The organism is Bradyrhizobium sp. NBAIM18 (genome assembly GCF_020193825.1).
Taxonomy (GTDB): Bacteria; Pseudomonadota; Alphaproteobacteria; order Rhizobiales; family Xanthobacteraceae; genus Bradyrhizobium; species Bradyrhizobium yuanmingense.
Genome location: NZ_JADYVO010000005.1, coordinates 241483 through 254908 on the forward strand (window position 1 = coordinate 241483; position 13426 = coordinate 254908).

Consider the following 13426-nt stretch of genomic DNA (forward strand, 5'->3'; position numbering starts at 1 on the left):
ATGCTTACTTTGATGTGTGGCGTTGGCTTGCCGAGCCGAAGCTTGCCGCGCCAGTCCGTCTTTGCTTCCGCTGCGCTCCAGCTATGCCGGACACCGCGCTTGCCCCTCGTTCTCCGCTTGGCTGCGCCACGCGTAGCCCGAAGGGCGAAGCGTGGTGGGCCCGGCAGGACTCGAACCTGCAACCAGACCGTTATGAGCGCAGTGAATATCCGGAATATCTGAGCATTTTCAACGAAGAATTTGCATCCTTGAGTACGTTCGTGCGCGTTTGTTCACGGGGTTTCTGTGGGATTTCTGGTGGGCGGTTTGGTCCCACGATCAACGATTGATCATATCGGCTTTTGGGTGAAGACCGGAATTCAGGCGCAGTCGACAGAACTGACGTGATTGACCTACAGCCGAAATGGTCAGTCGCAATGGGAATCGCCGCCGGCGAGCAGAGCTTGGTAGTCATGCGCGCCGATCGGTGTGACCGGCGAAGAGGGGGAGGTAGATAGGTGACGATGATCTCGTGATAAACGGACTGCAGTGCTTGCTACTTGGCAACTCTCAGGAGTGAACGTCAGGACGAAGGTCTACTTATCGATCCCGAGATAAGCGCCTTGTTCCTTCAGTTTCAGCTGAAGCGCGGCGATATCAACCTGTCCGACGGCGGAGTTCAGCCGATCGGCAGCCATGGCTGCCGCCGTGCCGGCAGCCTCGCCCATGGCGAAGCAGGCACCGCTTGCGCGTGCCGCAGATTGTCCCTCGTGATCCATGGACGCGCAGCGACCGGCCACAAGGAGGTTGGAGACGCCCTTTGGGACGAGCATGCGGAAAGGTAGCTGACAGAATCCGCGGCTTCCGTCAGGAAAGAAGCCCCACTTGATCTTGCCAGCTTCGTGAAGTTCCATCGGCCACGCATTGACACCGATCGCATCCTGGAAATCGGCGCATCCGACAATGTCTTTGCCGGACAGGCTGTATGAGCCCTCAATGCGCCTGGTCTCGCGGATACCCACCTGCGGGGCGATCTCCACGATGTGCGCGTTCTCGAATCCCGGTACTTCGTTCTTCAGGAAACGAAAATATTCTTGAACTTGACGTCGCCCATCAACTTCTCCATCGCTCAGTTGAAGTGCATCCGTTGCGTCCATGGCGTTCCCATTCTTGTTTCGGATCTGGGTCACGTTGGCGCGCCATTCGGTCGGATTCTTTTGAGGGCGCACGATCGCGCCCTCCCTCGGAAAGCTATAGCCCTTGCCGGCGGCGTCGTTCATGAGCTTATCGATCGCCCTGAACTCGCCAATCGCCGCAAGCGCGCGTTCCGGGTCCACGCCGCCGACCCGAAACATCATGGATGGAAAAAGGCCACTGCCATGCCCATCCCCCGTCTCGAAGGGCACACCCGCGCGAGCGGCGAGATCAGCATCACCGGAGCAGTCGATGAATGTCTTTGCGCGGACGGCGCGACGCCCCGATTTCGTTTCCATGATAAGAGCGGCAATCGTGCCGCCGTCCATCACGACATCGACCGCCACCGCGTGGAAGAGTATCTTCACGCCGGCGGAGAGAAGCAAATCGTCAGCCGCGCATTTGAGAATTGACACGTCATACGATCGCACGGTGATGCGACCTTGCAGCCCCTGCTGAGGTTTGTTCAATCCTCCGAGCCGGTCAACGCGAGCCAGGAGATCGTCGGCAACGCCGTGGACCACTTGTCGGGTTTCGCCGTGCACCAAACCAAAAAGCCCGGCAAAGTTGGTGACGCCTCCCGCTGTGCCCATGCCGCCCAAAAAGCCGTAACGCTCGATGAGGAGCACGTCGGCACCATTTCGAGCCGCGGCTGTGGCGGCTGCGAGGCCCGCCGGGCCGCCGCCGACGACGACCACGTCATACGATCCGAAGACGACCGTCTGACGCGTCGGTTCACTGATAGAACTCACAACCATAACTTTCTCCCCAATCGCATATTTGTCGGTCCGACTACAGTGTGTTGTTCTCGGCGTAGAAGATGGTATCGCTGGCGCCGGCGCTTATGCCGCCAGGAAAGACTGCTGTGATTGTCACCGCGCCGGTGCTTCGACGATTTGCGACGTGTCGAACACGACTTGAGGATCCACGTCCGGCGGGATGAACCCCTGCGATTGATACCACCTGATCTGCTTGATCACGTCCTTGATATCGAGGCGCGCATCGGGGTCGACGTACGGAATGATGTCTTTCAACGATTCCGTCGGCTGTCCGGTATATTTCGAGAGTATCGCAAGCACGATGTCGGACTTCTCACCCTTCATCGTCTTTCCGGATGGGCCGTCGAACGCTTCGAAGAAATCTTTAGTTCCCTTGCGATAGGCGGCGATGAAGCGCGTGACGACATCACGACGCTCGGTCGCCGTCTTAGTCGAAGTGAAAACCGCGCCGATCTGCCAGGGCGTTTCATCGCCAACGTAGCCGATCAGTTTTGCTTCTCCGGACTTGATGAGCGGAATAGCCGCAGTCGAGGGAATTATCGTGCCGTCTACCTGCCCGCCACGCACCGCCGAGATCATGTTCGGAATTGTTTGCAGCGGAACGATACGGACCGATTTCAAGTCGATCTGATATTTTTCTGCAAAGAGTCCGAGGCTGTAATGCGCCGTCGACCCGACGGCGGCGATACCGATCGATTTTCCAGCCAAGGCGCCAAGCGAGTTGAAACCGTTGTCGTAACCCTTGAGCGAAGCGATAATCGCATTGGACTGGTAACCGGGTTCTTCGTGTGACTGGGCAGCGACGATCTTAAGCACGCCTTTGGCAGCCATGTTGTAGAACCCGGCCGTGAGAGCAGTGGCGCCGATGTCAATATCACCGGACGCGGCAGCTACAGCAATCGGTTGCGCCGCCTCGAAATACTTCAATGATGGCTCGAAGCCCTGTTCTTGAAAATAGCCGCGCTCAATCGCAATGAAGACAGGTCCGGCCGACGCCAGCTTCGCGACCCCGATGACGAGGCGGTCGGCAGCACGAACGGGCATTGTTGCCAGCGACAAAATCGCTGCGAGTGCTATGACGATCCTACCAAAGGCGGGCCGCCTCGAAACGAAGAATGCCATTCTGTTCAATCCTGAAATAGTCAGCGATCTGCTCTATGCGGCGTTGGTGCGTGCTGCACAGTCCATTGTTGACAGCGCTGCGCCGGCCGCCCTCAGTTCGTGCCGGACGACATCGACTGGAAGTGACCGCGTCGAGACCTGCTCACGCACCGCGATCGCGGCCATTGTGCCAGCCGCTTGGCCGAGTGCCATTGCCGTCGCCATATGGCGGGCGCCACCATTGGCATCGCGGGTCGCCGAGATCGCCCGTCCAGTGACGATGAGGCCTTCGACCGCTTCGGGAACGAGGCATCGCATCGGAATCTCAAATGGTGCGGGCGGCATCGACAGCGCGATACCGGTGCCGTTAGGTTCATGAATGTCCATCGGTCCGCAGCCGAGCGCTATCGCATCGGTGAATTCTTTCTGGGCGATGATGTCCTCACCGGTCAGCGTATATTGACCAACGATGCGTCGCGTTTCGCGGATGCCGACGCTTGGCGCGATGCTGGCAAGTATCGAGCGTTCAAATCCAGGCACTTGTCGAGTGAGAAAAGCCACGATGCTCTTGATCTGCTGCCGGCCGACGCGCTCGGCCTCGCTGCGGTCGAAACTGTCGAGTGCGTCGAGGCCTTGGATGCGGCTCATCAAACAGATCGCATCGGTGCCCCCTGGTGTACTGACGAACGACATGCTTTCCCAGAACAATTCGCCGGCAGCTATTCCCTTGAGCGCGAGTGCACGTTTGGTCTCGCGCGGTATGGCGCGGAATGTCGCGACATCCACATTCGAAAGGCGAAATACCAGAGTCATGGGTTGGCGTTCGCCATCGTCGGGATGCATGGGAACATCGGCGGCTTTCGCCGCGAGAGCGTCTCCGGTCGCGTCTACGACCACGCGAGCCGCGATTTCCTGCCGACCCGACACGGTTTCGACAACGACGCCCACCACCTGGCCGTCTTGTTTCAAAACATCCACGAACTGCGCGTGTAATAGAACCGACACGCCTTCCTCGCGCACAATCTCGTCTGCAACTATCTTGACGATCTCCGGGTTGAATGGAAGGTTGTGGATCACGAGCGGATTCGCGGCTGCCTCCGCCATCGTGTACTTTGTGAAGCCGTCGCTGCCGCCCGCCGCGATGATCCGCTTTACGAACTCGTAGGGCACGCCCCACACGGCCTGAACGTTGCGGTTAAAGAAGCCAACATATTGCGCGACGTAAGCATTCGTTGCCGTGCCGCCGAGGCAGCCCGCTCGATCGATCATTAGCACGCGCATGCCAAGCCGCGCCGCGGAGACGGCCGCAATCAATCCCGACGCGCCGCCGCCCGCGACGACAACGTCAAACCTCGGGATAGCTTCGTCACGTGCCATCGCTCCAGTATTGGAGCCATCGGTCGCATTCAGGGGCCCGGGCATTTCCTAGATCTCCATATGTCGTTATCAATCGCCTGAAATCAGCGCCAGCGCAGGACGGTCTTCTCGAGAAGCCCGATGCCGCGCGAAATAGAGAGGCCAAACAGGGACAGCACAGCCACTCCCGCCAGCAAGAGATCGGTCTGCATGAGGTTGCCGGCCTGCAGGACGAAGACACCGATGCCCTTGTCCGCACCGATCATTTCGGCCGACACCACCAGCAGAAGTGCAAAAGAGGTTGAGATACGGAAGCCGGCCAGGATCGATGGCAGCGCGCCGGGCAGCACAACCTTCCGCACGATGTCAAAGAACGGTACCTCGAAGCTTTGCGCCATCCGGATCAGATTGCGCGGCACGGAATCGACGCCGCTATAAGTGGCGATCGTTGTTGGAAAGAAGACACCCAGCGCGATGGTGACGATTTTGGACGGCTCGCCGATCCCGAACCACAGGATCATGAGCGGCAGGAGAGCAATTTTGGGAATTGGGAACAGCGCGGAAACGATCGCCGTCCCGGCCGAACGCCATAGGCTCCACAGCCCCATGGAAAAGCCAACGATGAGTCCCGCGGCCGTTCCGCATAGCCAACCTACGGCAATCCGAAGCGCGGAAGCCGAGATATGTTGCCACAATTCGCCGGTCGCGATGAGACTACCCAGTGCCTGGGCGACGGCGAGCGGGCTCGGAAGGAACAGGCTGTTGACAAAGCCGAGAGATGAAGACGCCTGCCATAGTCCGAGGATGACGATTGCTGCCACCCAGCCGCCCAGCATTGTCGAGGCCGGCGCGAAGCCGTGAGCCCTGAAGTAAACGGGCTCAAGGCTTTTTCGCGCGGCGTCGGTATTGCTGTCGGGCGCCGGCGCAGCGCTGGCTGTGATGTCAGACATGCGTGATCTCCCGATCGGCTTCCGCGGCTTCCTCGCGGATGCTCGACCACAGCGAGCGCTGCGCACGTGCGAGTTCGGCTATGGCGGCATCCGTCGTTCGTTGGCTCCGCGGAATGGGCACTTCGAAAACACTGCGGACGCGGCCCGGACGGCGGGAGAAAATCGCCACTCGATCTGCTAGGCGAACGGCTTCGTCTAAATTGTGCGTCACATATATGACGCTGATTTTCGTTCCGTCGAGCAGCGCAGTCAGATCTGCCATGAGAATTTCTCGCGTCTGGCTGTCGAGTGCAGACAAAGGTTCGTCCATGAGAAGGAATGCAGGCTTGACTGCCAATGCGCGGGCGAGGGCCACACGCTGACGCATGCCTCCGGAGAGCTGCTTGGGAAAGAAGCTGGCGAAGTCGCTCAGGCCGGTTCGCCGCAACGCATCGCCGACGATCTGATCGCGCGCGTGCCGCGAAAGGCCCCGATGTTCAAGGGGAAAGGCAACGTTAGCCGCGACGCTTTTCCAGGGCAGTAGGGCGAAGTCCTGAAACACGAAGGTCAGCGCATTCAGGCTTTCGCCGACGTCGCTACTGACGCGGACGGTGCCGGCCGTAGGATTGAGCAATCCGCCGACGATCGATAGCAACGTACTCTTACCGCAGCCTGACGGCCCGACGATCGCGAGAACCTCGCCGGGCGCCACAGTCAGAGACACGTCCTCAAGAACGTGCACGTTCGAGAATCGATGCGAAACGCCGTCGATAGCGATGGCGGGTGAAGTCATCATTGGTCGGCCTTGATCGCGCCGGCCGCTATCACCGGTGACCAGCGAGCGTACTCCTCGCGCAGGACGGCACGGAACTCGTCCGCTGTGCCAGCCACTGGCGTCATGAACTGAAGCTTGAGCTTCTCGATCAATTCCGGCTCGCGCATGATTTCGGCCACGTTTTCCCGGATGCGCACAAGCGTGTCGGCGGGGACGCCAATGGGAGCGATGAGGCCGACCCACGCATCGGCTTCGACATTGGCGATTCCGCTTTCCGCCAAGGTCGGCAGCAGCGGCAACAGAGGCGAGCGACGTGCGGACGTGACCGCGAGCATCTTCAGCTTGCCCTCGGCCGCGTGCGGAACGACCGCGCCTGCGGGCAGGACGGCCACCTGGACATCGCCTCTCAGCAGGGCGGTTACAACGGCTGGCGACCCGGCATAGGGTACGTGCAGTAGCCTCACGCCGGCCTTGGCCGCGAACGACTCCATCGCGAGATGCGAGAGCGAGCCGCGGCCGATCGATCCATATGCGATCTTGTCGGCATCCTTCTTCATGATTGCGATCAGAGCGGATACATCGTCGGCCTTAACGGTTGGATTAAGCGTCAGAACGCTTGGCTGCGAGGCGAGGATCATGATCGGCGCGATATCCCTGCTGGTTTCGTAGGGCATCTGTGGAAACAGCAGTGCATTGATGACCAGCGGACCGACGATGCTGACGCCGAGCGTGTGACCATCGGGCGCAGCCTTGGCTACAACGGCGGTGCCGGTATTGCCGCTGGCGCCTGTCCGATTCTCGACAACAAAGGTTTGGCCGAGCTTGCGTTGCAATCGCTCAGCGATGATGCGCGCGACTGCATCAGGCGTAGACCCGGCCAAGAAGGGCGACACGATCGTGACCGGTCGGCTCGGCCAGTTTTGTGCGCTCGCGGCAGGGCACAAGAACAAAATCGCGGCGATCGCGACCGCGGCCTTAAGGATCGCTGGCAGGATCGGCTGCCTCGCGATGGCATAGCGTGCTCTGGTTTCCATGGCGGTTGCTCCCAAGATCGGCGCTTCGTTGTTGCTTGCGCGCTCTGTTGGAGAAATTTGACATCTTTCATTTCGAGATGGAATATGCCGCGATGAGAGAGCAGCTCGCGCGAATCGCGTTAGATGGACATTTATGAGAACTTCAAGACGTTCCAAGTCGTCGCGCAGCTCGGTAGCTTCTCGCGCGCTGCGCTGCATCTCGGCATCGCTGCTTCCGTCGTCACCAAGCGCATCAACCAGTTAGAGCACCGCCTAAAGGTCGTTTTGTTCAAGCGCTCGACGCGGCAATTGGTCCTTACAGAGATCGGACGCCGTTATGTCGAACGCAGCCGCCTCGCCCTCGTCGATTTTGACGATCTCCTGAAAGATCCCGGTAGCGCCCCCGGGGACGTAGAGGACTTCCTGCGCGTCAAGGCGCCCACGTCGCTCACGACATTCCTGTTGCGCGGGGTCTTGGATGCCTATCAGCGCGATTTTCCGCGCGTCCGCCTTGAAGTCGTGTTGCTCGACCGTTCGGTCAATCCGGTTACGGAAGGCTTCGATCTCGCCATAGGTGCCTACTGGATCTCGTTCGGCGGCGTGACTGAGATTCCGCTGTGTCGGTTAGACCGTTTGGTATGCGCGTCTCCGGATTACCTGGCGAATAGTCAAGAGATCAGGCATCCACGCGATTTGATCAATCACGCCTGCCTTTCCTTCATCCCTACGGGCAATTCCTGGGTGTTCGAGGGAAGGCAAGGTCAGATCACAATCGAAGTGACACCGCGCCTGTCCTCAAACGACGCACAGATATTGGTCGATGCCGCAGCTGCCGGCCGCGGAATCGCATTGATCTCATATTACATGGCGCGCGACTTGATTCGCACCGGCGCGCTGGTGCCGATCCTGCAGGAATTTCCAGTGCCCCCGCTCTGGATCAAGGCCGTTGCGCCTGATCGCCGCGTAAATGTTTCTGCCGTACAAGCTCTGATCAGCCGTTTCCAGGAAGCCCTGAAACACTTACCAGTTCGCTGACTTTCACAATCGGATGGAAACCGATGTCGGGCCGATCGATGGCGCCTTTTTGACGGTTTTGTTGCAAGACTCCGAAGATTCAACAGTCCGGTTCTTTGCGGAATGCAAACGCGCGAATTTGCGATGCCACAACCGAATTATCGAGCTAAAAGCAAGCTTGCTTCCTAGACAAATCAGCAGTCTCGTTGCTGACGGTGGGATTTCTTCGGCGTCTCTTCGATGACCTACGAGCAGACCGTTGCAGTTTGGAGGCGGCCTCAGCGATCACGAAAGCAGCGGATAAAGGGTTGATTTTGTTTGGTGGGCCTGCCTGGATTCGAACCAGGAACCAGACCGTTATGAGCGGCCGGCTCTAACCATTGAGCTACAGGCCCCGCCGCGAGGCGGCCGCAGGTAGCGCGGCCGGCAACGGTGCGCGGTTCGTTTACAGGGCCTGAGGCGGGGGTGCAATGCTGGCGCTGGTGGATGGGAACGCCGGCACGGCACATCATTGATAAATTTCGAATAACCGAAATTGGCGATGATGCCTGTATAACCCTGTTTTGCCCGACGAAGCAAACCGCGTTTCGCAGGTTTTTTCGACGTGGGCGATAACCCATTGAAATCACTGGCCTCGTCTACTGTGCATGGGGTTGTTTTCGCAATTTTGTTTGAGAGGGCCTGTTGGCCCCCTCGAACATGGTGCGGCTGCGCTCGGCGGCACGGCCGCTGCCTAGTCCACCGAGACCCCGGCGAACTCGACCACCTTGCGCCACTTCGCGGTCTCGTCCGCGACCAGCTTGCCGAACTCGGCCGGCGTCATCGGCTTGGGGATGCCGCCAGTCTCGGCGAGCTTTGCCACCAGCTTCGGGTCCTTCAGCGCTTCGCCGACGGCTTTGTTGAGGATCTCGATCACCTCAGGCGGAGTGCCCTTCGGCGCGGAGATGCCGTAGAAGCCAACCGATTCGAAGCCCGGCACGGTCTCGGCGATCGCGGGCACGTCGGGCACGCTCGGCCAGCGCTGCGGCGAGGTCACGCCGAGCGCGCGGACGTTGCCGCCCTTCACCTGCTCCATCGCCGAGGGCAGATTGTCGAAGATCAGCTGCACCTTGTTGGAGATGATGTCGGGGAAGGCGATGGCCGAGCCGCGATAGGGCACGTGCACCATGTCGCACTTCGTCATCACCTTGAAAAGCTCCGCCGACATGTGCACCGAGGTGCCGTTGCCGGAGGAGGCATAAGAAATCTTGCCGGGATTGGCCTTGCAATAGTCGATGAACTCCTGAACCGATTTCGGCGGAAACGCGTTGGAGACGACCAGCATGTTGGTGAGCTGCATGATGCTGGCCACCGGGGTGGTGTCGCGCAAAAAGTCGAACGGCAGCTTCTTGTAGAGCGAGGTCGAGATCGCGTTGTTGGGCGCGACGAACAGCAGCGTGTAGCCGTCCGGCGGGGCGTTGATCGCGGCGGCCGCGGCGATGTTGCCGCCGGAGCCGGTGCGGTTCTCGACGATGAATTGCTGGCCGAGCCGCTCCGACAGCCACTGCGCCATGATCCGCGCCACGATGTCGACCGGGCCGCCGGGGGAAAAGCCGATCAGCCAGTGTACGGGACGATCGGGATAGGCTGCGGCGGCGGGAGGGGTAGCGCTGAAAAGACCCAACAGGACTGCGAGTCCGAAAACACCGTGACGCAAAATTCGCAACATGACACCTCCCATTGTTCTATTGTCGTTGCGCGGCATGCTTTCACAAAATCAGCGCGCTGCCTACACCGCCGCAAGTCGGTGTTGACGCAGGTCCGTCAGGGATGCCCATGAGATTCGCCAAGATCCTTCTCGGTGCGGCGCTGCTCGCCAGCCCCGCCGCCGCCCAGACCGGCGGCACGGTCATTCCGACCACGATCAGCTTGGGAACAGCGACGCCCGGCGGCGGCTTCCCGCTCTATGGCAACGCCTTCGCGGAGCTGATGAACGCGGCCGATCCGCAAATCATCATCGCCCCGCGCAACACCAAGGGCAGCAACGAGAACATCCCGCTCTTGGAAAAGGGCGAGCTCGATCTCGCACTGGTTGCGGGCGAGCCGGCCTATGAGGCCTTCGCCGGCATCGGCCGTGCGAAGGTAGCGCTGAAGATCCTCACCGCGATCTATTCCAACCCCGGCCTATTCGTGGTGCGCGCCGACAGCCCGTACACGACCATCCGCGATCTCGTCGGTCAGCCCGTCGCGTTCGGCGCCAGGGGCTCCGGCCTGCCGATCCTGGCGCGCTATGTGCTCGATGGTCTTGGCCTCAAGCAGGACGAGGACTTCAAGTCTGTTTATCTCGACCGCGCCGGCGACGGCCCCGCGATGGTCGCGGACGGCCGCGTCGCCGCACTCTGGGGTGCCGGCATCGGCTGGCCCGGCTTTGCCGCCGTCGCTTCGAGCGCATCGGGCGCGCGCTTCATCGCGCCGAGTGCGGACGAGATCGCCCGCATCCGCGCCAAGCATGCGTTCCTCAAGCCGCTGACCGTGCCGGCCGGCTCCTACCCGAAGCAGACCGAGCCGATCGCCTCGCTCGGTTCCTGGAGCTTCATCCTCACGCGCGAGGATCTGCCCGACGACGTCGCTTACCGCCTCGCCAAGACGCTACACGGTATCGAAGCGACGTTCTGCAAGAAGCTCGCCCAGGCCTGCGAGACCACCGCCGCAAACACGGTCGCGGCCGCGCCGAGGCCGGAGCTGATCCATCCGGGCGTGATGAAGTATTTTCGCGAGATCGGGGTGGTGAAGTAGCGAGTGGCGAATTGCGAATAGCGAATAGCGAATGGAAGCCTCCATTCGCTAGTCCCTATTCGCCACTCGCCAATCTCACTTCTTCACCAGCGGACAGGCCGGGTCCGGCGGGCCGAACGCCTTGTCGCCGGAAATCGTCGTTAGGATCTTGTAATAGTCCCACGGATACTTGCTCTCCTCCGGCGTCTTCACCTGCACCAGCCAGAGGTCGTGCACCATCAGATTGTCCTCGCGAAGCTTGCCGTTGCGGGCGAAGAAATCCTCGATCGGCTTCTCGCGCATCTTGGCCGCCACTTTCAGCGGATCGTCGCTGCCGGTCTCCTGGATGGCGTTGAGATAGTGCATCACGCTGGAATAGACGCCGGCCTGCCACATCGACGGCATCCGGTTCATCTTGGCGAAATAGCGCTTCGACCATTCGCGCGTCTTGTCGTCCATGTCCCAGTAGAACGAGGTGGTCAGCAGCAGGCCTTGCGCCGCCTGTAGGCCGATGCCGTGGATGTCGGTGATCAGCGCCAGCAGCGCCGCCATCTGCTGGCCGCCCTTGAACACGCCGAACTCGGCGCCGGTCTTGATCTCGTTCATGTTGTTGGGGGGACCGGCGGCAATGCCGATGATCTTGGCCTTGGAGGCCTGCGCCTGCAGCACGAAGGAGGAGAGATCAGGTGTTGCCAGCGGCGGCCGCACCGAGCCCAGCACCTTGCCGCCATTGGCGGTGACGACGGCGGAAGCGTCGCGCTCCAGCGAATGGCCGAAGGCGTAATCGTCGGTGATGAAGAACCAGCTGTCGCCGCCGCGCTTGACCACCGCATCCGCAGTGCCGACCGCGAGCGCGCGGGTGTCGAACACCCATTGGATGGCGTAAGGCGAGCAGAACTTGCCGTGGAAATCGGCCGTGCCGGTGGAGTGGGTGATGAACAGCCGCTTCTTCTCGTTGGCGATGGTCTGCACCGCGAGCCCGACCGCCGAGACGGGCACGTCCACGATCAGATCGACCTGCTCGACGTCGAACCAGCGCCGCGCCAGCGAAGCGCCGATGTCGGCCTTGAGTTGGTGGTCGCCGATCACGACGCTGATCGGCTTGCCGAGCACCTTGCCGCCGAAATCGTCGATCGCCATTTGCGCCGCGGTCACCGAGCCCTGGCCGGTCGGCGCCGAGGCCGGGCCGTTCATGTCGGTGAGCACGCCGATCTTGACGACGTCGTCGGAAACCTGCGCCGACGCCGCGCCGGACAGCAGGGTCGCCAGCAAGGCGGCCGCGACGGGCACTCCAAATCTGATTGGGTTCACGCTCGTCCTCCCTGATCCGGCTCATTGGCCGGTGTTGCTTGTCCGGGTATGGCCCGGTCGAATTGGTTTCTTTTGCAACTATTAGGGGGCTGGCGTCAATGTCAGGCTGCGAAGCGGATCTGTCCTGCGGGGGAGGGATCGTAGCCGGTCAGCTCCTCCGCGCGCTGGCGCAGCCGCCGCTCGTTCAGGAAGCGAAGCAAGGCCTGCATGGCGGGGCGGAAATAGCTGCGCTGCCGCATCGCGAGGTCGAAACTCTCCCAGACCAGCGGCACGAAATCGAGACCGGCCGAGCGCGCCGCGGCGCGCGTCGCGATGCCGCAATCGGCCTGGCCGGCGCGAACCAGCTCGGCCAGATCCGGGCCGGTCAGCGCCGGCGTCTCGATCCGGCGCAAGTCCCGCATCGAGGCGCCGGCGCGCTTGAGCAGCACGTCGAGCAGCATCTGAGCGCCCGTGCCCTGTTGCCGCATCGCCATCCGGGCCCCGGCTGCGAGCACGTCGGTCAGGCTGTGCAGGTGCTTGGGATTGCCGTGCGGCAGCAGGAGACCCTCTTCGCGGCGCACGAACGCGATCAGCACCGCATCATGCAGGTCCGGCGTGGTCCGCAGCGCTTCGATGCTGGCATCGCTAGCGAAATTGTCGCCGGCGTCGAGGGCGTGGAAGTGCACCGCCGCAGCCATCACCTCATTGCGCTGCAAGCGCTCGAGCCCGCGCGCGCTGCCCTCGCTCATCGATCCGAGCCCCGAGCCGGACTCGCGCAGGCTCCAATCGAGCAGTTCGTCGTGGCTGCCGCCGACGACCGGCGGCGGCTCGGCGATCAACATGCCGGCCGGGCGCGCGAGGCCCGACAGGACCCAGAGGTCGAGCTCGTGCCGTGGGAACAGCCATTTCCCCGTCACCTTGCTGCAGGGAATCGCACCGGTGGTGACGAGCTCGTAAAGCTTGCGCTCGCCGAGCCGAAGGTAATCGGCGGCTTCGCTGGTGGTCAGGAATTCCATCCTGCATTCCTATGCAAATTCTTGCTTCTTTTTGACGTCCGACGCAGGTGGAATTCTGCATTTCAGATATTTGTCGCGGGGAACCATGCCCGATCACCTCGCTGCTTTGCAACACATCCGCACGCGCGATCTCTGCTTTGGTGAACGATCCTGAAGGGATCGCGCGCCCGGTGCGCCGCGATGAAGTTGCCGAAATTTCCCGGCCGGCAGCGCAAAACGCGTCACG

General features: G+C 61.4%; 11 protein-coding genes and 1 tRNA gene. 2 read left to right on the forward strand and 10 right to left on the reverse strand.

Annotated features, from left to right (window positions below):
* Positions 1-575: 575 nt before the first annotated feature.
* From I6F17_RS14200 to I6F17_RS14225, 6 genes are all read right to left on the reverse strand, one after another.
* Positions 576-1931, reverse strand: coding sequence for an FAD-dependent oxidoreductase (locus I6F17_RS14200; RefSeq protein WP_225124541.1), 1356 nt, complete (start codon positions 1929-1931; stop codon positions 576-578).
* Positions 1932-2045: 114 nt separating this feature from the next.
* On the reverse strand, positions 2046-3074 hold the full coding sequence (locus I6F17_RS14205; protein WP_225124542.1) for an ABC transporter substrate-binding protein: 1029 nt from the start codon (positions 3072-3074) through the stop codon (positions 2046-2048).
* A gap of 33 nt (positions 3075-3107) precedes the next feature.
* Positions 3108-4475: an FAD-dependent oxidoreductase gene (locus I6F17_RS14210; protein WP_225124543.1), complete on the reverse strand. Its 1368-nt coding sequence runs from the start codon at positions 4473-4475 to the stop codon at positions 3108-3110.
* 38 nt (positions 4476-4513) lie between these two features.
* The gene (locus I6F17_RS14215; protein ID WP_225124596.1) at positions 4514-5245 is read right to left on the reverse strand and encodes an ABC transporter permease; all 732 of its coding nucleotides are present in this window, start codon (positions 5243-5245) and stop codon (positions 4514-4516) included.
* Between the two features lie 106 nt (positions 5246-5351).
* Positions 5352-6134 (reverse strand): ABC transporter ATP-binding protein, encoded by a 783-nt coding sequence (locus I6F17_RS14220; RefSeq protein ID WP_225124544.1) that lies wholly within the window; start codon positions 6132-6134, stop codon positions 5352-5354.
* Positions 6131-7147, reverse strand: coding sequence for a tripartite tricarboxylate transporter substrate-binding protein (locus tag I6F17_RS14225; RefSeq protein WP_225124545.1), 1017 nt, complete (start codon positions 7145-7147; stop codon positions 6131-6133). The genes I6F17_RS14220 and I6F17_RS14225 overlap by 4 nt, the downstream gene beginning before the upstream one ends.
* A gap of 123 nt (positions 7148-7270) precedes the next feature.
* On the opposite strand from I6F17_RS14225, the gene I6F17_RS14230 reads away from it, so the two are divergent.
* Positions 7271-8161, forward strand: a complete 891-nt coding sequence (locus I6F17_RS14230; RefSeq protein WP_225124546.1) for a LysR family transcriptional regulator — start codon at positions 7271-7273, stop codon at positions 8159-8161.
* Positions 8162-8459: 298 nt separating this feature from the next.
* Here the strand turns inward: I6F17_RS14230 and I6F17_RS14235 are convergent.
* Both I6F17_RS14235 and I6F17_RS14240 read right to left on the reverse strand, forming a co-directional pair.
* A tRNA-Ile gene (locus I6F17_RS14235) sits at positions 8460-8535 on the reverse strand.
* Between the two features lie 338 nt (positions 8536-8873).
* Positions 8874-9848, reverse strand: a complete 975-nt coding sequence (locus tag I6F17_RS14240) for a tripartite tricarboxylate transporter substrate binding protein (RefSeq protein WP_225124547.1) — start codon at positions 9846-9848, stop codon at positions 8874-8876.
* Positions 9849-9955: 107 nt separating this feature from the next.
* On the opposite strand from I6F17_RS14240, the gene I6F17_RS14245 reads away from it, so the two are divergent.
* Positions 9956-10915 carry a TAXI family TRAP transporter solute-binding subunit gene (locus tag I6F17_RS14245; RefSeq protein ID WP_225124548.1) on the forward strand — a complete coding sequence of 320 codons (960 nt, stop codon included), beginning with the start codon at positions 9956-9958 and terminating at the stop codon, positions 10913-10915.
* Positions 10916-10990: 75 nt separating this feature from the next.
* On the opposite strand, the gene I6F17_RS14250 is transcribed toward I6F17_RS14245, so the two are convergent.
* Complete coding sequence (locus I6F17_RS14250) at positions 10991-12205, reverse strand: ABC transporter substrate-binding protein (RefSeq protein ID WP_036026621.1); 1215 nt, start codon at positions 12203-12205, stop codon at positions 10991-10993.
* 101 nt (positions 12206-12306) lie between these two features.
* Positions 12307-13200 (reverse strand): helix-turn-helix transcriptional regulator, encoded by an 894-nt coding sequence (locus tag I6F17_RS14255; protein ID WP_225124549.1) that lies wholly within the window; start codon positions 13198-13200, stop codon positions 12307-12309.
* Positions 13201-13426: the final 226 nt, after the last annotated feature.

Bases quoted from the DNA above. Each gene is read 5' to 3' on its own strand.
- I6F17_RS14200 (WP_225124541.1), bottom strand. From the start codon at position 1,931: ATGGTTGTGAGTTCTATCAGTGAACCGACGCGTCAGACGGTCGTCTTC.
- I6F17_RS14205 (WP_225124542.1), bottom strand. From the start codon at position 3,074: ATGGCATTCTTCGTTTCGAGGCGGCCCGCCTTTGGTAGGATCGTCATA.
- I6F17_RS14210 (WP_225124543.1), bottom strand. From the start codon at position 4,475: ATGCCCGGGCCCCTGAATGCGACCGATGGCTCCAATACTGGAGCGATG.
- I6F17_RS14215 (WP_225124596.1), bottom strand. From the start codon at position 5,245: ATGCTGGGCGGCTGGGTGGCAGCAATCGTCATCCTCGGACTATGGCAG.
- I6F17_RS14220 (WP_225124544.1), bottom strand. From the start codon at position 6,134: ATGATGACTTCACCCGCCATCGCTATCGACGGCGTTTCGCATCGATTC.
- I6F17_RS14225 (WP_225124545.1), bottom strand. From the start codon at position 7,147: ATGGAAACCAGAGCACGCTATGCCATCGCGAGGCAGCCGATCCTGCCA.
- I6F17_RS14230 (WP_225124546.1), top strand. From the start codon at position 7,271: ATGGACATTTATGAGAACTTCAAGACGTTCCAAGTCGTCGCGCAGCTC.
- I6F17_RS14240 (WP_225124547.1), bottom strand. From the start codon at position 9,848: ATGTTGCGAATTTTGCGTCACGGTGTTTTCGGACTCGCAGTCCTGTTG.
- I6F17_RS14245 (WP_225124548.1), top strand. From the start codon at position 9,956: ATGAGATTCGCCAAGATCCTTCTCGGTGCGGCGCTGCTCGCCAGCCCC.
- I6F17_RS14255 (WP_225124549.1), bottom strand. From the start codon at position 13,200: ATGGAATTCCTGACCACCAGCGAAGCCGCCGATTACCTTCGGCTCGGC.